19 protein-coding genes are annotated in these 22612 nt (G+C 70.4%); 10 read left to right on the plus strand and 9 right to left on the minus strand.

The genetic code is table 11. The features are described from left to right. Positions 1-13: 13 nt before the first annotated feature. Positions 14-526: an EF-hand domain-containing protein gene (locus AB0I18_RS26505; RefSeq protein WP_363108070.1), complete on the plus strand. Its 513-nt coding sequence runs from the start codon at positions 14-16 to the stop codon at positions 524-526. Here the strand turns inward: AB0I18_RS26505 and AB0I18_RS26510 are convergent. Next, entirely contained in the window at positions 505-2013 is a 1509-nt protein-coding gene (locus tag AB0I18_RS26510; RefSeq protein ID WP_363108071.1) for an AMP-binding protein, read from the minus strand. The two genes, AB0I18_RS26505 and AB0I18_RS26510, sit on opposite strands and share 22 nt — an antisense overlap. Before the next feature lie 276 nt (positions 2014-2289). On the opposite strand from AB0I18_RS26510, the gene AB0I18_RS26515 reads away from it, so the two are divergent. The 4 genes from AB0I18_RS26515 to AB0I18_RS26530 all read left to right on the plus strand — a co-directional run bounded on the left by AB0I18_RS26515 (position 2290) and on the right by AB0I18_RS26530 (position 6641). After that, positions 2290-3483: an amidohydrolase family protein gene (locus AB0I18_RS26515; RefSeq protein ID WP_363108072.1), complete on the plus strand. Its 1194-nt coding sequence runs from the start codon at positions 2290-2292 to the stop codon at positions 3481-3483. A gap of 11 nt (positions 3484-3494) precedes the next feature. Further along, positions 3495-4649 carry an acyl-CoA dehydrogenase family protein gene (locus tag AB0I18_RS26520; protein WP_363108073.1) on the plus strand — a complete coding sequence of 385 codons (1155 nt, stop codon included), beginning with the start codon at positions 3495-3497 and terminating at the stop codon, positions 4647-4649. Positions 4650-4659: 10 nt separating this feature from the next. After that, positions 4660-5559, plus strand: a complete 900-nt coding sequence (locus AB0I18_RS26525) for an acyl-CoA dehydrogenase family protein (RefSeq protein ID WP_363108074.1) — start codon at positions 4660-4662, stop codon at positions 5557-5559. A gap of 479 nt (positions 5560-6038) precedes the next feature. Next, the gene (locus AB0I18_RS26530) at positions 6039-6641 is read left to right on the plus strand and encodes an ATP-binding protein (RefSeq protein WP_363108075.1); all 603 of its coding nucleotides are present in this window, start codon (positions 6039-6041) and stop codon (positions 6639-6641) included. A 418-nt stretch (positions 6642-7059) separates the two neighbouring features. Here the strand turns inward: AB0I18_RS26530 and AB0I18_RS26535 are convergent, their stop codons facing one another. Next, a complete protein-coding gene (locus AB0I18_RS26535) occupies positions 7060-7995 on the minus strand; it encodes a cyclase family protein (protein WP_363108076.1) in 936 nt (311 codons plus the stop codon). Between the two features lie 96 nt (positions 7996-8091). On the opposite strand from AB0I18_RS26535, the gene AB0I18_RS26540 reads away from it, so the two are divergent. From AB0I18_RS26540 to AB0I18_RS26555, 4 genes are all read left to right on the plus strand, one after another. Continuing rightward, positions 8092-9000, plus strand: a complete 909-nt coding sequence (locus AB0I18_RS26540) for an SDR family oxidoreductase (protein ID WP_363108077.1) — start codon at positions 8092-8094, stop codon at positions 8998-9000. 170 nt (positions 9001-9170) lie between these two features. Then, a complete protein-coding gene (locus AB0I18_RS26545; RefSeq protein ID WP_363108078.1) occupies positions 9171-10319 on the plus strand; it encodes an acyl-CoA dehydrogenase family protein in 1149 nt (382 codons plus the stop codon). Positions 10320-10329: 10 nt separating this feature from the next. Next, complete coding sequence (locus AB0I18_RS26550) at positions 10330-11394, plus strand: Zn-dependent alcohol dehydrogenase (RefSeq protein ID WP_363108079.1); 1065 nt, start codon at positions 10330-10332, stop codon at positions 11392-11394. Positions 11395-11514: 120 nt separating this feature from the next. Further along, the gene (locus tag AB0I18_RS26555) at positions 11515-12744 is read left to right on the plus strand and encodes an MFS transporter (RefSeq protein ID WP_363108080.1); all 1230 of its coding nucleotides are present in this window, start codon (positions 11515-11517) and stop codon (positions 12742-12744) included. Positions 12745-12796: 52 nt separating this feature from the next. Here AB0I18_RS26555 and AB0I18_RS26560 read toward each other — a convergent pair whose 3' ends face one another. Continuing rightward, complete coding sequence (locus tag AB0I18_RS26560; protein ID WP_363108081.1) at positions 12797-13834, minus strand: helix-turn-helix domain-containing protein; 1038 nt, start codon at positions 13832-13834, stop codon at positions 12797-12799. Between the two features lie 71 nt (positions 13835-13905). Here AB0I18_RS26560 and AB0I18_RS26565 point away from each other — a divergent pair, with 71 nt between their 5' ends. Further along, on the plus strand, positions 13906-15237 hold the full coding sequence (locus tag AB0I18_RS26565) for an MFS transporter (protein ID WP_363108082.1): 1332 nt from the start codon (positions 13906-13908) through the stop codon (positions 15235-15237). Between the two features lie 55 nt (positions 15238-15292). Here the strand turns inward: AB0I18_RS26565 and AB0I18_RS26570 are convergent, their stop codons facing one another. The 6 genes from AB0I18_RS26570 to pstB form a co-directional block, all read right to left on the minus strand. Next, positions 15293-15922 (minus strand): flavin reductase family protein, encoded by a 630-nt coding sequence (locus AB0I18_RS26570; protein ID WP_363108105.1) that lies wholly within the window; start codon positions 15920-15922, stop codon positions 15293-15295. Between the two features lie 64 nt (positions 15923-15986). Further along, positions 15987-16790 carry an enoyl-CoA hydratase gene (locus AB0I18_RS26575; RefSeq protein WP_363108083.1) on the minus strand — a complete coding sequence of 268 codons (804 nt, stop codon included), beginning with the start codon at positions 16788-16790 and terminating at the stop codon, positions 15987-15989. Positions 16791-17315: 525 nt separating this feature from the next. Further along, complete coding sequence (locus AB0I18_RS26580) at positions 17316-19577, minus strand: acetate--CoA ligase family protein (RefSeq protein ID WP_363108084.1); 2262 nt, start codon at positions 19575-19577, stop codon at positions 17316-17318. A gap of 455 nt (positions 19578-20032) precedes the next feature. Continuing rightward, positions 20033-20431: a metalloregulator ArsR/SmtB family transcription factor gene (locus tag AB0I18_RS26585; protein WP_363108085.1), complete on the minus strand. Its 399-nt coding sequence runs from the start codon at positions 20429-20431 to the stop codon at positions 20033-20035. Positions 20432-20866: 435 nt separating this feature from the next. Next, positions 20867-21664, minus strand: a complete 798-nt coding sequence (locus AB0I18_RS26590; protein ID WP_363108086.1) for a response regulator transcription factor — start codon at positions 21662-21664, stop codon at positions 20867-20869. A 55-nt stretch (positions 21665-21719) separates the two neighbouring features. Further along, positions 21720-22568: a phosphate ABC transporter ATP-binding protein PstB gene (pstB, locus tag AB0I18_RS26595; RefSeq protein WP_363108106.1), complete on the minus strand. Its 849-nt coding sequence runs from the start codon at positions 22566-22568 to the stop codon at positions 21720-21722. Positions 22569-22612 lie beyond the last annotated feature (44 nt).

The raw sequence follows: 22612 nt of genomic DNA on the forward strand, positions 1-22612 counted from the left end.
GGCCCGAACAGACATGGTCAGCACCGAGTACGAGCGAAAGATCGCCGCCCGGTTCGCCACCTTCGACCAGGACGGCAACGGCTATATCGACCGCGAGGACTTCAGCGCGGCGGCCAAGGCGTTGCTCGCGGAGTTCGGTACGGCGGCCCGCTCCGACAAGGGCCAGGCCCTCTACATCGGCGCGGAGGCCTTCTGGCAGGGCATGGCCGGGATAGCGGACCGGGACGGCGACCAGCGGATCACCCGCGAGGAGTTCGTGCACGGTGCCGTGAAGCGGCTGCGGGACAACCCCGACCGGTTCGCCGGGATCGCCGGGCCCTTCCTGCACGCGGCGCTCGCCGTCGCGGACGCCGACGCGGACGGCGCGGCGACCGTGGCCGAGACCGCGCGGGCCCTCAAGGCCCTCGGCGCGCCCGAGGCCGTCGCCACCGCAGCTGCCGGCACGCTCGACACGGACGCCGACGGCCGCATCAGCGAACCGGAGATCGTGAGCGCCTTCGCCCGCTACTTCACGGTCCCCGAATAACGCTCCCTGAGCTTGTACTTGAGCACCTTCCGCAGGGTCTCGCCCCGCGGAAGGGCGTCCACCACCTCCAGTTGCTCCGGCAGCTTGTGCACGGACAGCCCTTCCGCGCGCAGGTAGGCGGTGACGGCCGAGAGAGTCAACTCCGGTGACCCCGGCGGCTGTTCGACCACCGCGCAGACCCGCTCACCGCGCTCGTCGTCCGGCAGCCCGATCACCGCCGCGTCGCCCACCGCCGGATGCCGGTGCAGCAGATCCTCGATCTCCTGGGCCGAGATGTTCTCCCCCTTGCGGATGATGACGTCCTTGAGGCGGCCGGTCAGCACGAGATGCCCGCTCTCGGTGAGCCGCCCGAGGTCCCCGGTGATCAGGAACCCGTCCTCGTCGAAGGCCTCCGCGGTCTGCGCGGGGTCGAGATAGCCCTTGCAGACGGCCTCGCCGCGCAGCCGCACCTCGCCGTCCACGATCCGTATCTCCATGCCCTCGGGAGGCCGTCCCTCGGTCGTGGCTAGGTTCTCCGGGGTGTCGTCCGGCGACCCCATCGTGATCATCGGCACCTCGGTCATGCCGTACCCGTGGGTGAGTTGGACGCCCATCTCGCGTACGACTGCGTGGTGCAGCTCGGGCGGCTTCGGCGCCCCACCGCCCGCCAGGAGGCGCAGAGTCGGGATGATCTTCGAGTCGGGCTGCTTGCGCTGTTCGGCCAGGAACATCGAGTAGAACGCCGTCGAGCCGCCCGCCACGGTCACCCCGTGTTTGCGGTAGCCCTCCAGGGCGTCCGGCAGCGCGAACTTCTCGAAGAGCACCGCCGGGAACCCGTACAGCAGCAGCATGACCAGGTAGTCGGGCCCGCCGATGTGCGCGAAGGGGAACGCGATCGAGCCGACGTCGTCCGCCGACAGGTGCAGCGCGTGGGCGAGGCACGAGCCGCCGGCGATCAGCGAACGGTCCGTGTGCAGCACGCCCTTGGGGGCGGAGGTGGTCCCCGAGGTCCAGTAGATCCAGCGCACGTCCGTGCCGCTGGTGGGCGGCGGGGGCAGCAGGGAGGTGTCCCCTTCGGGGAGCGAGTCGTACGCCTCGAAGACGCCCCGTGCACCGATGTGCCGGGCCATGCCGGTGTGGTCGAAGCCCCGCCACTCGCCCGGCACGGCGAAGTGCTCGGCCGCCGACTCCTCCAGCGCGAAGGCGACTTCACGATCCCGGTAGAAGGGGATCACCGGTGACTGCACGGCACCGAGCCGGGCCAGCGCCATCGCCAGCAGGACCGTCTCGATGCGCGTCGGCAACTGCCAGGCGACGACCGTCCCTGGGCGTACGCCCAGGCCGTACAGGCCCGCCGCGGCCCTCTCCGTGCCAGAGCGCAACTCCTCGAAGGTGAGCGTCCGGTCGTCCTGGAGGAGGACCGGACGGTCGGGGGTGAGCGCGGCCCGGCGCTCGACGAGCTCCCAGAAGGTGCGGGAGGCGCTCAGCGTGTGTGCGGTGTCGGCCATACCCGTACTCCCCCTTTTTTTTGAGGCTCGGTTCGCCTCCGGGGCGCAGAAGCCTGTGTCGAGAGCCCGATCGTGCTCGACCCTCATTCGTCGGGCCTCCGCGCGTTCGGGCTCTCGACACAGGCGCGCCCCTTCGGCTCACTCGCCTGTAGCTGACGGCCTGTCAGATTCGAGGAGAGCGTAGGCCCCGGCGCCTTGTCGGTCCAGGGGTGCGGGGCTAGCCTGCTTTCTGACGGACCATCAGATACGGTACGCACTCTTCGGCGGAGGGCACTCATGACGGAACTGCCGCGGATCGTCAGCGTCGACGACCACGTGATCGAGCCCGCGCACCTCTTCGAGACCTGGCTGCCGAGGAAGTACCACGACCGCGGCCCCAAACCGCTGACGGCCGGCATCGGCGAACTCGCCTACGTGGCCGGGAAGTACCAGATCACGATGGACCCGGACGGGCCGCCGACCGACTGGTGGATCTACGAGGACCTGAAGTTCCCGTACAAGCGCAACATCGCCGCCGTCGGCTTCGACCGTGACGAGATGACCCTGGAGGGCATCACGCGCGCGGAGATGCGGCCGGGCTGCTGGGACCCGGTCGAGCGGATCAAGGACATGGAGGCCAACCATGTGGAGGCCTCGCTCTGCTTCCCGACCTTCCCGCGCTTCTGCGGCCAGACCTTCGCCGAGGCGCACGACAAGGAGGTGGCGCTGGCCTGCGTGCGCGCGTACAACGACTGGATGGTCGAGGAGTGGTGCGGCGACAGCGGCGGCCGGCTCATCCCGCTCTGTCTCATCCCGCTCTGGGACATCGACCTCGCGGTCGCCGAGATCAGGCGGAACGCGGCCCGCGGCGTGAAGGCGGTGACCTTCTCCGAGATCCCCACCCACCTGGGGCTGCCGTCCATCCACTCCGGCTACTGGGACCCGTTCTTCGCGGTCTGCCAGGAGACCGGCACGGTCGTCAACATGCACATCGGCAGCAGCAGCCAGATGCCGGCCGCCTCCCCGGACGCACCGCCCGCCGTCCAAGCGTCCCTGAGCTTCAACAACGCGATGGCGTCGATGATGGACTTCCTGTTCTCGGGAGTCCTGGTGAAGTTCCCGCAACTCAAACTTGCCTACTCCGAAGGGCAGATGGGCTGGATCCCGTACGCCCTGGAGCGCGCGGACGACGTGTGGGAGGAGCACCGGGCCTGGGGAGGGGTGCGGGACCTGATTCCCGAACCTCCGTCCACGTACTACTACCGGCAGATCTTCTGCTGCTTCTTCCGCGACAAGCACGGCGTCGCGTCGCTGGACGTGGTCGGGCGGGACAATGCCACGTTCGAGACCGACTACCCGCACGTCGACTCGACCTTCCCGCACACCAAGGAAGTCGCCCTCGACCATGTGAAGGGCCTCGACGACGAGACCGTCTACAAGCTGATGCGGGGCAACGCGATCCGCATGCTGGACCTGGACCTCGACAAGTAGCGGGCCGGGCCATGGATCTCACGTACACGCCCGAGGAGGACGAGTTCCGGGTGCGGCTGCGGGAGTGGCTGGGTGAGGTGCTCCCAGGGTTGCCTCCGAAGCCCTCGCCCGACGACTGGCCCGGGCGGCGCGCGTACGACCTCGGCTGGCAGCGGATGCTGTACGACGCCGGGTACGCGGGACTCCACTGGCCCGCCGACGCGGGGGGCCGCGGGGCCACGCCGACGCAGCACCTGATCTTCCTGGAGGAGACGGAAAAGGCGGGCGCACCCTACGTAGGGGCCAATTTCGTCGGACTGCTGCACGCCGGGCCGACGATCGCCGCCGAGGGGACGCCCGGGCAGCGGGCGCGCTGGCTGCCGCCGGTGCTGCGCGGCGAGGAGGTGTGGTGCCAGGGGTTCAGCGAGCCGGACGCAGGGTCGGACCTCGCGGCACTGCGCACGCGCGCGTGGCGGGACGGCGACGACTACGTGGTGAGCGGGTCCAAGATCTGGACCTCCCACGCGGAAGTCGCCGACTGGTGCGAGCTGTTGGTGCGGACGGATGTGAAAGCGCCGAAGCACCGGGGGATTTCGTGGCTCGCGATGCCGATGGACGCCCCGGGGATCACGGTGCGGCCGCTGCGTACGCTCGCGGGGTCCACCGAGTTCGCGGAGGTCTTCCTCGACGAGGTGCGGGTGCCGGTCGCCAACCGGGTCGGCGAGGAGAACGACGGCTGGCGCGTGACCATGGTGACGCTGTCGTTCGAGCGCGGCACCGCCTTCGTGGGCGAGGTGGTGGCGTGCCGGCGCGTGCTGGGCGAACTCGCCAGACAGGCACGCAAGAGCGGGCGCTGGGACGACCTCACGCTGCGGCGCCGGCTCGGCCGGCTGAACGCCGAGTTCCGTGCCCTGTGGCGGCTGACGCAGTGGAACGTCGGCGAGGCGGAACGGACCGGCGGCGTGCCGGGCGTCGGAGGCTCGGTCTTCAAACTGAGGTACTCGCACGCGCGGCAGGAGCTGTACGACACGGCGGCGGAGGTGCTCGGCCCTGACGGGCTCGACCTCGACGCCGAGTGGACCCTGGACCGGCTGTCGTCCCTCTCGTACACCATCGCGGCCGGTACCTCGCAGATCCAGCGGAACATCGTGGCCGAGCGGATCCTGGGCCTGCCGAAGGGACGGTGACCTCGCGGACATGTACTTCCAACTCACGGATGATCAACGCGCCTTGCGGGCCGGCGTACGCGAACTGCTGGACCGGCGCTTCGGGCGCGAGCAGCTGCGGGCCGCCGTGGACGGGCCGGCCATGAACGCCCCCGTCCTGGACCGCGCGCTCTGGCGCGAGTTGGGCGAGGCGGGGTTCTTCGCGCTGCGGCTCCCGGAGGCGGACGGCGGGGTCGGACTCGGCCTTCCCGAGACGGTCCTGGCCTTCGAGGAGGTCGGCCGGGCCCTGCTGCCCGGCCCTCTCGTGGCCACGCACCTGGCGGCCGGCGAGGTGCCCGGAGCCGCCACGGGCGAGACCGTCGTCGCGGCCGCGGACGGCCCGCTGGTGGAGTGGCTGGACGCGGCGGACGTCGTACGCGGCGACGTGACCGGAGCCGTCCCGCTGCGGTCGGTGGACCCGCTGACACCGCTGCACCGGCTGCCCCGGGCCGCACCGGCCGACCCCCTGGCCGCCCTGCTGACCGCCGCCGAACAACTCGGCTCCGCCGCGCGCACCTGCGAACTGGCCGTGCAACACGCCCGGACCCGTGAGCAGTTCGGGCAGCCGATCGGGGCCTTCCAAGCGGTGAAACACCTGTGCTCGGAGATGCTGGTGCGCGTGGAGGTGGCCCGTGGTGCGGTGTACGCGGCCGCCGTCACCGCCGATCCGCTCGACATCGCGGCGGCCGGGCTGCTCGCCGACGAGGCGGCCGGGCGCGGCGCCCGCGACTGCCTCCAGGTGCACGGCGGCATGGGCTTCACATGGGAGTCCGACGTGCACCTTCACCTCAAACGGGCCTGGTTGCGCGCCCGGCGCGGCCGGAGCGCGGCCGAGGCCGAGGAGGCGCTCGCGGCGGACCTGCTGACCGCGGTGGCGGAGCCCGGAACGTGACAGAGGCGGCCGGTTGCCGCCGATCGTGGCACTTCAGAGAAGGCCGTAAGGGGCAGAAGTCGCGGAACGTGGCATACCGGAATTACCGAGCGTTGATATCGGGTTGTGTCCTAGGTGTGACTCGTCACGGCCTGGAGTCAGAGCTCTGCTCCGGTACCTTCTGTGGGATGCGACTGGTTCTGAGGCCGATCCATTACGGAGTTGCCGTTGAGGCGACTCCGGGACCGGCGATGCGTGCCTCTCGCAAGGCAGGACGAAGGACCGTTCCTGCCTGTTCGACTCCCCGTGGCGAGCGTCGCACAGTATGCCTCAGGCGTACTCCTTCGCGCTGGAATATGCCCGAAGCGCTTGTTGGGGTGACTGTACGTCAACCATGCTGTCTCGTAAGGGGATCACGTTCCGTGAGCCCTTTTCTGACCACGATCGTGGCCCTTGCGAGGCGCGAGGCGATGTGTCCGCCGGTTCGGATGGTGTGAGCGGTGCAGGTGCTTCAAGTGCAGCTGGAGATCCGGCCCGACCCCGCGGAGGTGGGGCGAGCCCGGAGGTGGGCGCGTTCGAGGCTCGCCGGATCCGGGATAGGAGTCGATGAGCCGCTCGCCGAGACGCTGATCCTGCTCATCTCCGAACTGGTCACCAACGCCGTGGTGCACACCGGCCGCCCCGCCGTGCTGCGCCTGTCGCTGCCGGGTGCGCCGCCGGAGGCCTCCGCGGCGGAGCTCGCGGCCGGGGAGGCGGCGGGAGAGCGGTCCGTGGCGGCCGTCGCCACCGTCCGCCTCGAAGTGGTCGACACCAGCGCCCGCCCGCCGCGCCCGCGATGCGCGGACGGCGACGAGACCAACGGCCGCGGCCTGGCGCTCGTCGACGGCCTCGCCGACCGCTGGGGCTGGAGCCCCGAGGGTGCCGGAAAGCGCATCTGGTGCGAGGTGGACCGCTGTTCGGGCACGAACGCGGCCTCGGTGGCGTGCGACGCGGCTCCGACCGCGTACGGGAGTGGCGCGGCGGCGTACGAGAACGGTGTGGCGACCTCGTACCGCGCCGGCGGCACGACGCCCTACGAGGATCTGGCGTACGAGGCCGTGTAGCGCACGGTGCCGTGTGGCGCACGGCGCGGCCGGCGCCGCGCGGGCCTGTCTGGGTGAGGGCCGTGTGCGCATGGTGTGCGGTCGGCGCGCGGGCGGCATCACGTACGGATTCCGGGCGTCCGCTACTGCCGAGTGCGCCGGGCCGTGCTTCCGTTCGTGCTGGTCATAAAAGCCGCGTAAGCGATGAATCCCCGAACAGGTGTTGACGTGGCGTGTCCGTTTGATCACGCTTGTGGACAACGATTCGCTGCGAGGGGACGACGAGGGTTCCGGTGACGGGAGCCCTCGGCGAGTGTGGATCGTGATTCGGCGTCGGCTCCTACGGGGTCAGGAGTAGAGCGGGTGCGCCGGAGCCGGATGGCGGCGCGCGGTGCCGTGCTCGGGGCGAGCAGTGGCGCGCCGCCAGCCGACCCTTGCCTCAGAGGATCGCGACCGGTGCCACCGGGGTGCCCGTGCCGCCGACGAACGGTTCGGGCATGGCCGACAGCAGGAACGTGAAGCGGCTTTCTTGTCCACAGGCTGTGGACAACTCTTCGAGATTCCAGTTCTGGCCCTGGAGCATCCCCATCTCGACCAGGTCGAGCGCGTGCACGGGCAGCCACAAATCCTCTATTTCCGGCGGAAATATCTCAAAGGTCATGGTGTCGTTGGCGACCGCCGCGACGTCGCGCGCGTGGAACCACTCCGGGGTGCGGACGGAGAGGCCTGGGGACGGGTACGCGTACGCGTGTTTGTCGCCCGCCAGATAGAGCTGGATCTGACCGGTGCGTACGAGCACGATGTCGCCGGGGCCGACCCGGGCGCCGGCGAGTTCCTCGGCCGCTTCGAGGTCTTCCGGGGTCACCACGTGGCCGCCGTCGAGGCGCTCCTTGCCGCGGGCGCGGGCCACGTCCAGGAGGATGCCGCGCGAGACGACGTGCCGGGGCTTCTCGATGCCGCTGAACTCGGCGCCGGCGTGCGCCGTGACGGTACTGGCCGGACGGCCGTTGTAGATCTTTCCCGAGTGTGAGACATGGGTGAGCGCGTCCCAGTGGGTGGCCGCCTGGAGGCCCATCGTCACGGCGTCGTCGCTGCACGCCACCGTGCCCGGGCCGAACAGCTCCTGGTTGATCTGCACCATCGCGTGCAGCGGGTTGACCCGGCCCGGGATCATCCCGGTCTGGACGCCGTCCTGCCGGAGGTCGAGGGCGAGCGGGACGCGGTGGCCCGTACGGACGGCCGCGGCGGCCTCGCGTACGACCTCGTCGGTGATGAGGTTCAGCGTGCCGATCTCGTCGTCGGCGCCCCAACGGCCCCAGTTGTTCACGCGCTTGGCGATGTCGTGGAACGCCGGATGCAGTGTCGGCAGTGACATGAGTCCTCCGCGGGGCTTGTCTCCGGGTATCTGACGGGTCGTAGAATCTGAGTCGAATCTAACGGACCGTCAGAAACTGCGGGAAGGGGCCGGGGCGTGGGGAACTTCTTGGCGGGCAAGGTCGTCGCCGTGACCGGAGCGGGGCGGGGAATCGGGCGTGCGGTGGCGCTGGCGGCCGCGGCCGAGGGAGCGCGTGTCGTCGTCAATGACTTCGGGGTGTCGATCGAGGGTGCGGAGCCGACGAGCTCGGTGGCCGACACCGTGGTCAAGGAGATCGAGGCGGCCGGCGGGGACGCGGTCGCGGTGGCCGACGACATCTCGACGATGGCGGGCGGGCAGCGGGTCGTCGACACGGCGTTGTCGGCGTACGGCCGTCTCGACGGGGTCGTCTGCGTGGCCGGGATTCTGCGGGAACGGATGCTCTTCAACATGTCCGAGGAGGAGTGGGACCCGGTCGTCGCCACGCACCTGAAGGGCACGTTCACGGTTTTCCGGGCGGCCTCGGCGGTGATGCGCAAGCAGGGGGCCGGGACGCTGATCGGGTTCACCAGCGGCAACCACCAGGGGTCCGTCTCGCAGGCCAACTACAGCGCGGCGAAGGGCGGGATCATCTCGCTCGTCCGGAGTGCCGCGCTCGGCTTGCACAAGTACGGGGTCACCGCGAACGCGGTTGCGCCCGTTGCCCGTACGCGGATGTCCGCGAACGTGCCGATGGAGTTGAAGGAGATCGGCGAGCCCGAGGATGTTGCGGCGCTGGTGGTCTATCTGCTGTCGGAGCGGGCCCGTGAGGAGCGGATCACCGGGCAGGTCTACACGATCGCCGGGCCGAAGATCGCGGTGTGGGCGCAGCCGCGGGAGCTTCGGGCCGGGTATGCCGAAGGGTCTTGGACGCCGGAGAGGATCGCGGACTTTTTGCCGGGGACGGTGGGGGTGGATCCGATGCCGTTGCTTGAGCGGGTGGAGGAGATGGCTCGGGCGGCGCGCTCCGCGAAGGGGGCGACGTAGGGGTTGGGCGGGCGGTTGGTGGGTGCGGGTCGGCTGTGGCTGGTCGCGCAGTTCCCCGCGCCCCTCAATGGGTCGGTTTGAGGCTGCGGGTTGGTTGTGGCTGGTCGCGCAGTTCCTCGCGCCCCTTAGGGGCTGCGCCCCTATCAGGGCACTGGTGGGTGGAGGGTGGCATGGAGTTCGGGTTTACATCGTCGGACGAGGCGTTTCGTGTGGAGGCGCGGGCGTGGCTTGCGGAGCATGTCTCGGATGTCTCGGATCGTCGGGCGTGGGAACGGATGCTCGGTGGTGGTGGGTGGATCGGGCTGGGCTGGGGGGAGGAGGGGTACGGGAATCGGCGGGTTGGGCTTGTTCAGCAGGTTGTGTGGGCGGAGGAGTATGCCCGGTCGCGGGCTCCCGCCCGGTCCGGGCATGTCGGGGAGAATCTGCTCGCTCCCACCCTCATCGCCCATGGCAGTGACGAGCAGAAGAAGCGGTTTCTGCCCCCGATCGCTCGTGGGGAGGAGCTCTGGTGCCAGGGGTACAGCGAACCGGGCGCCGGGTCCGACCTCGCGGGGGTGCGTACGGCGGCGGTGCGGGACGGGGACGCGGGGACGTACCGGATCACCGGGCAGAAGATCTGGACCTCGCTCGCCCATGAGTCGGAGTGGTGTTTCGTGCTGGCCCGTACGGAGGCCGGGTCGCGGCGGCACCACGGGCTGAGCTTTCTGCTGGTCCCGATGGACCAGCCGGGGCGGATCGAGGTCCGGCCGATCCGCCAGATGACGGGGACGAGTGAGTTCAACGAGGTCTTCTTCGACGGGGCGCACGCGCGCGTGGAGCACGTCGTCGGGGGCGAGGGGAACGGGTGGCGGGTGGCGATGGGGCTGCTCGGATTCGAGCGGGGGGTCTCCACCCTGGCCCAACAAGTCGGCTTCGCGGAGGAGTTGGGGCGGGTGCTGGCCGTCGCCCGCGCTACGGGCGCGGTGGACGATCCCGTCGTACGCGACCGCCTCGTACGCCAGTGGGCCGAGCTGCGCGCCATGCGGTGGAACGCCCTGCGGACGCTGGGGAGTTCGACGGACCAGGGTGCCCCCAGTGTGGCCAAGCTGCTGTGGGGGCGATGGCACCAGCGGCTCGGTGAGCTCGCGATGCAGGTGCGGGGCGCGGGCGCGGCGGTGGGGCCGATGGACTGGACGGCCTCGGCGCCGTACGAACTGGACGCACTGCAGCACCTGTTCCTGTTCAGCCGGGCCGACACGATTTATGGGGGCTCGGACGAGATCCAGCGCACGATCATCGCCGAGCGTGTGCTCGGCCTTCCCAGGGAACCGAAGGGCTGAGGTGGGCGCGATGCCAGGTGTGGGCTTCCGAGGGGTGGTCTTCGACGGGGAGCAGGCCCAGGTTGTGGACGATCTGGAGATACGGGATCCGGGGCCCGGCGAGGTGCTGGTCGCGATATCGGCGGCCGGGCTGTGCCACAGCGACCTGTCGGTGGTGGACGGGACCATACCTTTTCCGGTTCCTGTGGTCCTGGGCCATGAGGGGGCGGGGGTGGTGGAGGCGGTCGGCGCGGGCGTCAGCCACGTTCAGCCCGGTGATCACGTCTCGCTGTCCACACTCGCGAACTGCGGTGCGTGCGCGCAGTGCGACCGGGGGCGGCCGACGATGTGCCGAAAGGCGATCGGCAGGCCCGGGCAGCCGTTCTCGCGGGACGGCCGGCCGGTGTACCAGTTCGCATCCAACTCGGCTTTCGCGGAACGGACGTTGGTGAAGGCCGTACAGGCGGTCCGTATCCCGAAGGACATTCCGATGCCGTCGGCCGCGCTGATCGGGTGCGGGGTGCTGACGGGGGTCGGGGCCGTGCTCAACCGCGCGCGCGTGGACCGCGGCGAGAGTGTGGTCGTCATCGGTACCGGTGGGATCGGGCTCAACGTCATCCAGGGCGCGCGGATCGCCGGTGCGCTGACGATCGTCGCGGTGGATGCCAATCCGGCGAAGGAGGCGGTGGCGCGGCAGTTCGGGGCGACGCACTTCCTGCCCTCGACGGAGGGCGTGCAGGACATCCTGCCCACCGGCGCCGACCACGCCTTCGAGTGCGTCGGCCGGGTGGAACTCATCCGCCAGGCCGTCGACCTGCTCGACCGCCACGGCCAGGCAATCCTCCTCGGCGTCCCGCCGGCGACCGCCGAGGCGTCCTTCCTCGTCTCGTCGATGTACCTCGACAAGTCCATCCTCGGCTGCCGGTACGGATCGTCGCGGCCGCAGCGGGACATCGCGCTGTACGCCGAGCTGTACCGGGAGGGACGGCTGCTGCTGGACGAGCTGGTGACGGAGGTCTATCCGGTGGAGGCCTTCGAGAAGGCGGCGGCGGACGCGCATGCGGGGCGGGTGGCCCGGGCCGTGCTGACGTTCTGACGTCCTTCCCTCCTTCCCTCCTGCTGTCCGTCCAGCACTCGCCGATCGCAGTCGCAGAGTTATCCACAGGGCTGGAAATCCGGTGGGGCATTGTCGGTGCCGTCCCATAACGTCGTTCGCATGACCTACCGCGATCTCGCGTCCAAACAGGTGCTGACCTGGGGGCTTGTGTCCGTCGGCGCGAGAATGCCGGTGACCTTGGCACCCCTCGCCCTCGTGTTCCTGGTGCGCGAGCGCCCCGGCGGTTACACGCTGGGTGCGTTCCTCGCGTCGGTCTGGGTGATCGGTGAGATCGTGGGCGCACCCCTGCTCGGCATGCGGATGCGTCCGGAGCGGGCCCGCCCGCAGCTGGCCCTGGGCCTGGCGGTGGGGGCCGTCGGCTTCGCGGGCCTTGGTGTGTTCCCGGAGGCCCATCCGGTGATACTCGGGGCGTTCGCGTTCGTCGCGGGCGCCGCCCCCGGGGCCGCGCCCGGAGGACTGCGGACGCTGCTCACCGGCCTGGTGCCGGAGCGGTCCGTCGCCCAGGCACTGTCTCTCGAGTCGGTGCTGATCTCCGGTGTCTGGGCGTTGTCCCCCGCCGCGGTCACCGGACTCGCGCTCGGCGTCGCCCCCTCGGCCCCGTTGCTGCTGGCGGCCGCCCTGATGGGGGCCTCGGTCGGCGGCCTGTGGGCACTGCCGGCGGGCTGGCCGGCGGACGAGGCGGACCGTGGCGGCGAGTCGATGGCGCGCGTCATGGTCCGGGCCTGGCCGGTGTATGTCACGGGTGCGGCCAGCCTCTCCCTGCTCGCCCTCGCCGAACTGGTGCTGCCCGCCCTCCTGGAGCAGCGCGGCACAGGTGTCGGCTGGGCGGGACCGCTGCTCGTCGGGTTCGCCCTCGGCTCGGTGGTCGGCGCGTTCGTCTACGGGCTGCGCTCCTGGCCGGGGCAGCTGCGTACGCGAAGTCTGGTGCTGATGACCGGAGTCTCGGTCTGTGTGGCGCTGGTCGCGCTCATACCGGGCACCGCCTGGATGGGCGGCGCGCTGGTCGTCGCGGGCATCCTCCAGGCCTGCGCGATGCTCACCCGCAACCTCTCCCTGCGCGAGGTCCTCCCACCGAGCGCGCTGGCCGCGGGCTACTCGGTCATGTACGCGGCGGTGGGCGCCGGTTACGCCGCGACGGGCTCCTTCGCGGGTGTCCTGCTCCAGGTCGTGGCGCCCTCGACGGCGATCCTGGCAGGAGTGGGGCTGACGATGGTGCTGGCCCTGATCGGCGCCGTCGGCGAGGACCGTGCCGCGAGACGACGGGCGGGAGAAGGGCCTGACCAGGGAGGAGCGGGCCGGGTGGGCGGCCAGGGGAGGAGCCGGCGATGAAGAGGTGGGGCTGGGCGTGGCTCCCGCGGCGGACACCGGAAGCGGGCCCGGCTCAGGCTCGACGTCCGCTTCCGGCACGGGGGTTGTCCGACCGGAACGTACGCCGGTACGCGCTCGGGGTGACCCCGAGCGTGGCCAGCAGATGCTGGCGCATCGACTGGGCCGTGCCGAAGCCGGAGTCGTGGGCCACCTGGTCGATCGAGAGGCCGGTGGATTCGAGGAGGTGGCGGGCACGTTCGACGCGCTGCTGGGTGAGCCACTGGCCTGGGCTGATACCGGCCTCCTCGCGGAAGCGGCGGGTGAAGGTGCGTACCGACATGGACTCCTGCTCGGCCATGTCGCGCAGCTGGATCGGCTCGTGCAGACGGCTCAGTGCCCAGGCGCGGGCGGCGGTCGTGGTGGCCAACTGCGGTTCCGGAACGGGCCGTTGGATGTACTGGGCCTGACCGCCGTCGCGGTGCGGCGGTACGACGGTCCGGCGGGCCACCTCGTTGGCGACGGCCGTGCCGTGGTCGCGGCGGACGATGTGGACGCACAGGTCGATGCCGGCCGCGACGCCTGCGGAGGTCAGCACGTCGCCGTCGTCGATGAACAGCACGTCCGTGTCGACCCTGACCTTCGGGAAAAGGCGCTGGAAGTGCTCGGCGGAGGACCAGTGCGTGGTCGCCGGGCGGCCGTCGAGGTAACCGGCGGCGGCGAGGACGTACCCGCCCGTGCAGATGGAGACGAGCCGCGTGCCGGGCCGGATGTATGCGAGGGCGGCGGCCAACTCGTCGGTGAGCACGCCCTCTTCGTAGACCGGGCCGAGCTCGTAGGAAGCCGGGACGATGACGGTGTCGGCGGTGGCCAGGGCCTCCGGGCCGTTCTCGACGAGTACGGCGAAGTCGGCGTCCGTCTCTACCGGGCCCGGCGGCCGGATCGAGCAGGTGACGACCTCGTACAGCTTCCGGCCCTCCGGGTTCCGGGCGAAGCGCCCGAAGATCCGCTGCGGGATGCCCAGCTCGAAGGGGAGCAGGCCGTCCAGGGCGAGGACGACGACGCGGTGCCGACGGAGAGGGGGAGCGGGATGCGTATCCGTGTGCGGGCCCATGGCCCGATCCTAGCGAATGGTGTCCTTCGGGCCACTCGTTCGCGGGGGTCCAGGACCGGAAGCTGTATGACGTGACACAGACAACCGATGCCGCGCCTGAAGATTCCGCGGCCGCCCGGCAACAGGTTGAGGCCGGGCGACGCAGACGCCGTACCCGGGTGCACCGGGCGTGGTTCGTGGCGGCCGTCACCTTCGTGACGATCATCGGAGCCGCCGCCTTCCGTTCGCTGCCCGGGCTGCTGATCGACCCGCTGCACGAGGAGTTCGACTGGTCGCGCGGCACGATCGGCCTCGCGGTCTCCGTCAACCTGGCGTTGTACGGGCTGACGGCGCCGTTCGCCGCCGCGCTGATGGACCGGTTCGGTATCCGGCGGGTCGTCGCGGTGGCCCTGGTGGTGATCGCGCTCGGCTCGGGCTCGACGGTGTGGATGACCTCACCGTGGCAGCTGCTGCTGTGCTGGGGGCTGCTGGTCGGCCTGGGCTCCGGTTCGATGGCGCTGGCCTTCGCCGCGACCGTCACGAACCGCTGGTTCACCACGCGGCGCGGCCTGGTGACCGGCATCCTCACCGCGGCCTCCGCCTCCGGTCAGCTGATCTTCCTGCCGTTGCTGTCATGGATCGCGTCGGAGCACGACTGGCGCCCGGCCGCCGTGACGGTGGCCCTGGCGGCCCTCGCGGTCGTCCCCTTCGTCTGGCTGCTGCTGCGCGACCACCCGGCCGACGTGGGCCAGAAGCCGTACGGGGCAACGCGGTTCGTGGAGAAGCCGCCGCCCGTGCCGGGGGCGGCGCGACGAACGCTGAAGGTGCTCTCCTCGGCGGCGCGCACCGGCCCGTTCTGGCTGCTGGCCGGTACCTTCGCCATCTGCGGGGCCTCGACGAACGGCCTGATCCAGACCCATTTCATACCCGCCGCCCACGACCACCACATGCCGATCACGGCGGCCGCGTCGCTCCTCGCGGTCATCGGCGTCTTCGACGTCGTCGGCACGATCGCCTCCGGCTGGTTCACGGACCGCTACGAACCGCGCCGGCTGCTGGCGGTCTACTACGCCCTGCGCGGCATCTCACTCCTCTTCCTGCCGATACTCCTCGCGCCGACCGTCCAGCCGCCGATGATCTTCTTCATCGTCTTCTACGGCCTCGACTGGGTCGCCACCGTCCCGCCCACCCTCGCCCTCTGCCGCGAGCACTACGGCGAGGACAGCGCCATCGTCTTCGGCTGGGTCCTCGCCGCCCACCAGGTCGGCGCCGCCCTCGTCGCCGTCCTCGGCGGCGTCGCCCGGGACACCTTCGGCTCGTACGACGTCATGTGGTACGCGTCGGGCGCACTGTGCGCGGCGGCGGCGCTGATGGCACTGGTGATCAGGCGGAAGCCGGTGGGACCTGTCATGACTCCGGCCTGAGAACAGTGGCTCTCGCCCCATGCCGGGCAGCTTTCGGTGCTGACAGTCGGTGCTGTCAGTCAGCGAACCGGCCGAACCGCCCCCGGTGGAACAGCAGCGGAGAGCCGTCGTCACCGTCCGACGTGCCCAGCGCGTCCACCCTCCCCACCACGATCAGGTGGTCGCCGCCCGTGTGGACGGCGTGGATCGTGCAGTCGATCCAGGCGGGGGCGCCCGCGAGACGGGGCGAGCCGGAGACCGGTGCGGCGTCGTAGACGACCCCGGCGAACTTGTCGGGACCGCTCACCGCGAAGCCGCGGCACAACTCGCCCTGGTGCGCGCCCAGGATGTTCACGCAGAAGACGCCGGCGCGGGCGATGCGGGGCCAGGTCGTGGACGTACGGCCGACCATGAAGGCGACCAGCGGCGGGTCGAGAGAGAGCGACGAGAAGGACTGACAGGCGAAACCGGCGGGACCTGCCGGGCCGTCCTCTCCATCGGTCGCCGGTGCGGTGACGACGGTGACGCCGGTCGCGAAGTTGCCCAGTACGCGCCGGAATTCGGCCGCGTCGACCGGCGCCCGTTCGTCATCGGCGACCGCGCGCAGGTCGGGGCGCGGGAGCGGCTCGACGGGGCCCGTGGCCGTCGGGGCCCCGGCTGACCTGAGGTAGCGGACGGCTGCGGCGGCCATCCCGGCATGTCCCATCACGTCGTCCATTGAACCTGACGGAGTGTCAGATAGGAAGAGGCGGGGGCACCGGGCGTTCGGTTCAGCGGCCGCGGAACTCGGGTTCACGACGCTCGACGAATGCTGCCACGCCCTCCTTCGCGTCCGTCGTCGTCATGTTGATCTCCTGGGCGGTGGCCTCGGTGGCGAAGGCGGTGCCGCGGTCGGTGTCCAGGGAGGCGTTCACCAGCTGTTTCGTAAGAGTGAGGGCCCGGGTCGGCCCTGCTGCCAGACGTTCCGCCCACGCGCGGGCCGTCTTCTCCAGGTCGTCGGGCGGGACCACGCGGTTGACGAGACCCAGGCGTTCCGCGTCCGCGGCGCTCAGGGCGTCGCCGAAGAACATCAGCTCCTTCGCCCGCTGCGGGCCGATCAGACGGGGCAGGAGGTATGCGCCGCCGCCGTCCGGGACCAGGCCCCGGCGCACGAACACCTCGATGAACTTGGCCGATTCGGAGGCGAGGACGAGGTCGCAGGCGTAGGCGAGGTGGGCGCCGAGGCCGGCTGCGGTGCCGTTCACCGCGGCGATCACCGGTTTCTCGCAGTCGAGGACTGCGGTGATCAGGCGTTGGGCGCCTCGGCGGATGACCCGGGACACGTCTCCCGCGATGCGGTCGCCGACCGGGGCGCTGCCGCGCAGGTCTGCGCCTGCGCAGAAGCCTCGGCCCGTTGCGGTGATCACTACGGCTCGGGTGTCGCGGTCTGTGGAAGCGTCGGTGAGCAGTTGGATCAGGTGTTCTCGCTGGTCGGGGGTGATGGCGTTCATGGCTTCGGGGCGGTTGAGGGTGATCCAGGTGACGTGGTGGTCGGTGGTGTGGAGTACGGAGGTGTCGTGCGGGGAGGTGGGCATGGGGTTCCGTTTCGTGTGTGGGTGTGGGTGCGCCGTTCCCCGCGCCCCTGGAAGACGGGTGCGTTGGGTTGGTTTGTGCGGTGCGGGCCGCCTGTGGCTGGTCGCGCAGTTCCCCGCGCCCCTAAAGGACTGGGGTGGCTTGGGTTGGTTTGTAGGGTGCGGGTCGGCTGTGGCTGGTCGCGCAGTTCCCCGCGCCCCTGAAAGACAAAAGACGGGGTGGCTGGGGACGGTGTGATTACTGCGGGCCCGGTGGGGGCTGGGTGCGCAGTTCCCCGCGCCCCTAAAGACAAAAAGACAACGGCCAACGGCCGTGAGGCGGGGTCGGGGTCTGTACCGCAGGCCCCACCCAGCCGCACTCGGCTCTCCGGCGTGCGGGGTCGTGTCGGGGTGTCCGATCGCCGCGGCAACATGCCATGACCGAATATCCCAGAGCGGCGATCGGATACCCCGTCGCGGCACCGGCCCCACCACCCACCACCCCAGGGGCGCGGGGAACTGCGCGACCAGCCACAACGCACCCGCACCCTACGACCCCGCCCCCCGCGGAGCGGACCGGCACACCGCAAGGGCATCCAGAGCAACAGCCCCCTGCCCACGAGGCAGAACCATCAGCGGATTGATGTCGAGTTCTGACAGTTCGCCGTCGAGTTCCAGGGCCATACGCTGCACCCGCAGAACGACCTCGACAAGGGCATCCAGATCGGCCGGAGGCCTACCGCGGACCCCGTCGAGCAGAGCCCGCCCCCGCAGCTCGGACAACATCCCCCGCGCCTGCTCCTCACCGAACGGCGGCACCCGCACCGCCGTATCCCGCAGCACCTCCACGAGTACCCCACCGAGACCGACCGTCACAGTCGGCCCGAAGAGCTCGTCGTGCGTGACGCCCACGACCATCTCGACCCCGGCCTCAACCATCTGGCACACCAGAACCCCGTCGAGCGAAGCGCCCTCGTACCGGGCGATGTCGGTCAACTCCCGGTAGGTGTCCCTGACCTGACTGGCAGAGGTCAACCCGACCTTCACCAGGCCGAGTTCGGTCTTGTGGGCCAGCTGCGCCCCGGAAGCCTTCATCACGACGGGGTAGCCGACGAGCCCGGCCGCCCGCACGGCGGCAGCGGCACTGGTCACCAACTGCTCCCGCGGCACACGGATCCCGTACGCGCGCAGCAACTGCTTCGCCGCATGCTCGCTCAACTGCTCGTTCGGCCGCATCAACGCCTGCGCCTTGCGGAAGGAGGGCGAGGGAGTACGCGGCGCCTCGTCGAAGGGGGACCGGTAGAACGAGGTGAACCGAGCATGCTCAAGATGCGCACGAACGGCCGTGATGCAGTTCGCGAACGTGCGGAACGTGGCGACGCGCGACGACCCCAGCAACGTCTCGCGGTACGCGGACTCCGTACCGACCGGCGACCCCCACACCACGCAAACCAGCTTGTCCGTCTGTTCCGCCGCGTCCACCAGATCCTGCGCCAGCTTGTCGCTCATGGGTGGGAACGGCCCCGTGATCGGGCAGATCAACACCCCCACCGACGGATCGGCGAGGATCGCGTCGATGATCTTGCGGCCCCGCCAGTCACCGACCGGATGCCCGCCGTTGTCGACGGGATTGGAAACGTCGAGGTACTCGGGTATCCACTCGTGCAGTTCGGCCTGCTTGGCCTCCGTGAGGCGAGGCAGCCGCAGCCCCGCCTCGGTCGCCAGGTCCGAGAAGTGCGCCCCCGTACCGCCCGAGATCGAGTAGACGACGACACCGTCGGCGCCCGGAGCGAGCGTGCGGGTGCGCGCGCGGGCCAACAGGGCCGCGGTGTCCTGGAGTTCGTCGAGCCCGTCGACGCGGATCACGCCGTACTGCCGCATCGCCGCGTCCACCACCGTGTCGGCGCCGGTCAGCTTGCCGGTGTGGGAGGCGGCCGTCCGGGCGCCGGTCTCGGTGCGGCCGACCTTGACGGCGACGACGGGGACGCCTCGCCGGGCGGCCCGGTCGGCGGCGAGGAGGAAGGAGCGGCCGTCCTTCAGGCCCTCGACGTAGCAGGCGATGGCACCGACCTCCGGCTGCTCGGCGAAGTAGGAGATGAAGTCGGCGGTCTCCAGATCGGCCTCGTTGCCGGTGGGCGCCCAGTGCGAGAGCCGCACGCCCAGCTCCTGCATCGTGAAGACGGGACGACCCTGGTGCCCGGACTGGGTGATCAGCGCGATCGCCGGTCCGTCCAGATCGTCGCGGAACTTCTCGAAGGCGTTGAGGTTGGTGTTCGGCCCGAGCAGCCGCAGCCCGGAGCGCGCCACGGCGGCGGCGAGCCTGGCCTGCGCGGCGGCCCCTTCCACCCCCGTCTCGGCGAACCCCGAGGCGAAGACGACCGCGAACTTCACCTTGGACTCGGCCAGTTCCTCGATCACGGGAAGCGGATCGGAGACCAGCAGCACGGCCAGGTCGACCTGTTCGGGCAGGTCCGCGACCGAGGGGACGCACGGTATGCCGAACACGGACTGACGGGTGGGGTGCACCGGGTGCAGTCGCGCGCCGACCCGCTCGGACCAGGCCAGTAACTGCCTGGTGATGCCGGTGTTCGGCCGCCCCTCGGCGTCCGAGGCGCCGACGACGGCCACGGATTCGGGACGGAAGAAGCGGTCGAGTTCGGGTACCCCGGCGTACAGCGGCCGGCCGCTGACGTCGAGGTCGTCGGTGGCCGCGGGCCTGCCGTGCACGGCAGGCGCCGGTTGCTCGCCGCAGGCGGTGACCCGGGCCCGGCGGGAGTCGGTGGTGAGGGTGCCGTGGGTTGATCCAAGCATCTGGTCCGCCCGCTCCTGTGTGACTGCCAATAACTGACGCACTGTCAGATTACTGAACTGACGCCGCGTCAGGAACTGGTCTGCACGCAAAGAACTTGTGGCGAACACCGGTGTGGCGGCAGAAAGTTGACGCCCCGTTCTCCGCAGACGCCCCCAACGGCCACCCGCAACCTCAGGTGTACCCGTGTGAGTGACGCCCTGATCCTCCGGAGCGCGCCGAGATGGAGGCTGGCCGTTTCCGGCCCGAGGGCGGCGCCGCGGCCGGTTGGGCCGCGGCGGCGCAGCAGGTGCTGTCCGGCTGTTTGGCCGAGGCCGTCGCAGTCGCCGTCGCAGTCGCCGTCTGGCGACCCCGTCAAGACCATCGTCGGCGTGAAGCCGAAGGCGGCCCTGGAGTGCGACCTCAAGCACTTCCTCGGCTGAGACGGGGCGACCCGCAGCGAACAGGCCGTTACCGCCTACACCTGGTTGGAAGCCGCCATCGTCGCGCCGGCCGACGGATCCAGGATCGCGCGCACCTTGTTCAGGCCGTCGTGGTTCACCGAGTACCAGGACCAGGTGCCGCGGCGTTCGCGGTTCAGGAGTCCTGCCTCGGTCATGAGCTTCAGGTGGTGGCTGACGGTCGGCTGCCGGAAGCCCAGGCAGTCGGCCAGGTCGCACACACATGCCTCACCGGCGGGTGCGCGCTCGATGATGCGGAAGATCTGCAGCCGCGTGGGGTCGGCGATGGCCTTGAGCATGGCGGCGAGGCGCTCGGCTTCTTCCCGCTCGATGAGCAGATACGCCAAGGCGGGGGAACAGGTGTCGGCCTTCGTCTCGTCCGCCACCTCCGCGGCACCCGATTCAGTGATAGCCATCTATGAACCATAGGCACGGGCCAAGCATCAACCACGTGGTCGAGGTCACGCCGAGAGTTTTGTTCACCAAGCGTTCACTTAGGTTGCCGTCTATGCAAGATATAGACATCTATCTATTACATGTGGCGGGAGAGCCGGCGAGCTGCCCATCGAGGAGCCGCCTCACGGACGAGCGGAGCTCTCTCGGCCCAGGCCGCCGAGCAGCCCCGCCCCTGCAAGACACCGACACGTCACTCGAACGCATCACCCTCCGGCCGGCCGCTCGGCACAGCAGGGCCTTCTCGCGGGAGACGGGGCCCACGTCGGTGAAGCACAGGGAGATCACCGTCCCGGCGCCTCGGCCACCGGCAACCGGCGCCTCGGCCACCGGCAACCGGCCCTCGGAAACCGGCCCCCGACAACCGGCAACCGCCCCCCCCGACAACCGGCCAGGTCCTATGCCGTCGGCGTCGGAGCGGTCGACGGTTCGGTCCGCGCACCATCAGCACACGACGAACCGCACTCCAGCCGGTACCCCAGGCCACGTATGGCGTCGATGGTGCAGCAGCTCTTGCCGTCCTCCCGGAGCCTGTTGCGCACCCGGCGGACGTGCACGGTGAGCGTGTTGCTGTCCAGGCTGTCGGCGCCCCACACGGCGCGGGTCAGTTCGGCTCGGCTGACGACCCGGCTGGCGTGCTCCATCAGATAGCGCAGCAGCATGAATTCACGGACGGGCAACTGCAGCGAGTGGCCGCGTACATAGACGTGAAAGCCCGCCGGATCAAGCTCGATGTCACCGACGACGAGCGGCTGCGTGTCGCTGTCGTCGTTCCGACCGCCGGACATCAGCAGGGGGACGATCTCCCCGGTCCGGTAGGGGCGGGCCACGAAGGCGATGGCGCCGGCCGCCACCGCGGCCGTCGCCTCCGCGGCTCCGTCGGGACCCGCTCCCACCAGGACCGGTACCGGATGGAGCCGGGCGATCAGCTCGGTGACCCGCGCCGCCCCGACCACCGGCAGCGGGGCGCCGAGCAGCACCGCGCGCGGGTGGCGGGCGCCGACCTGGAGCAGCGCCTCGGCTCCGTCGTGGCAGACGACGGTCCGGATGCCCGCGCCCACGAAACCGGCCAGGGCCATGGCGGCCAGGTCCTCGTCCGGCTCGGCCAGCAGCAGGTCGGGGTTCTTGCCGTCTTCCGGGCCGCTCGGGCTGCCTTTCACGGCAGGCCGCGGCGGCCGGTGTGCGTCGGGTGTCACCCGGGGAACTCCTTCACGTGATGCGCGCAAAGGGACGGACACTGGAGTGGGCCCGTCAGCCGAAGCGGCCGGAGATGTAGTCCTCGGTGCGCTGGTCGGAGGGGTTGGAGAAGATCCGTGCCGTCTCGTCGTACTCGACGAGCCGGCCGTGGCGTACGCCCTTGTCGTCGACGTCCGCGGTGAAGAACGCCGTCCGGTGCGAAACACGCGCCGCCTGCTGCATGTTGTGCGTGACGACGATGATCGTGAACTCCACGGCCAGGTGCTCCATGAGGTCCTCGATCTTCGCCGTGGCGATCGGGTCGAGGGCCGAGCAGGGCTCGTCCATCAGGATCACCTCGGGCTTGACCGCGATGGTGCGGGCGATGCACAACCGCTGCTGCTGACCACCGGAGAGCGCCAGCGCGGAGGTCTTCAGCTTGTCCTTGACCTCGTCCCACAGCGCCGCGTGCGTGAGGGTCTCCTCGACCAGGTCGTCCAGGTTGCCCTTGAAGCCGCCCACCCGGGGCCCGTACGCGATGTTGTCGTAGATCGACTTGGGGAACGGGTTGGGCTTCTGGAAGACCATGCCGATACGGCGGCGGACCTCGATGGGGTCCACCTCCCGGCCGTACAGGTCCTCGTTGTGGTACCGGATCTTGCCCGCCACGCGGGCGGTGGGCACCAGGTCGTTCATACGGTTGAAGCAGCGGATCACGGTGGACTTGCCGCAGCCGGACGGGCCGATCATCGCGGTGATCTGGCGCTCGCCGATGTGCAGGTTCACATCCCGTACGGCCTCGTGGTCGCCGTAGAACACCGACAGGCCACCGACCTCGAAGACCGGACTGGCCAGCGACGGCGCCTCGCGATAGGAGACCCGCGGGGTCCTGGTGCCGCCGACGGAGTCGGAGGGAGAGGTCATGGAAGCCTCCTGGCCGGAGAGAACGGTTGCGTCGGTGCGGTCGG

This window comes from Streptomyces sp. NPDC050704 (assembly GCF_040654355.1).
Lineage (GTDB): Bacteria > Actinomycetota > Actinomycetes > Streptomycetales > Streptomycetaceae > Streptomyces.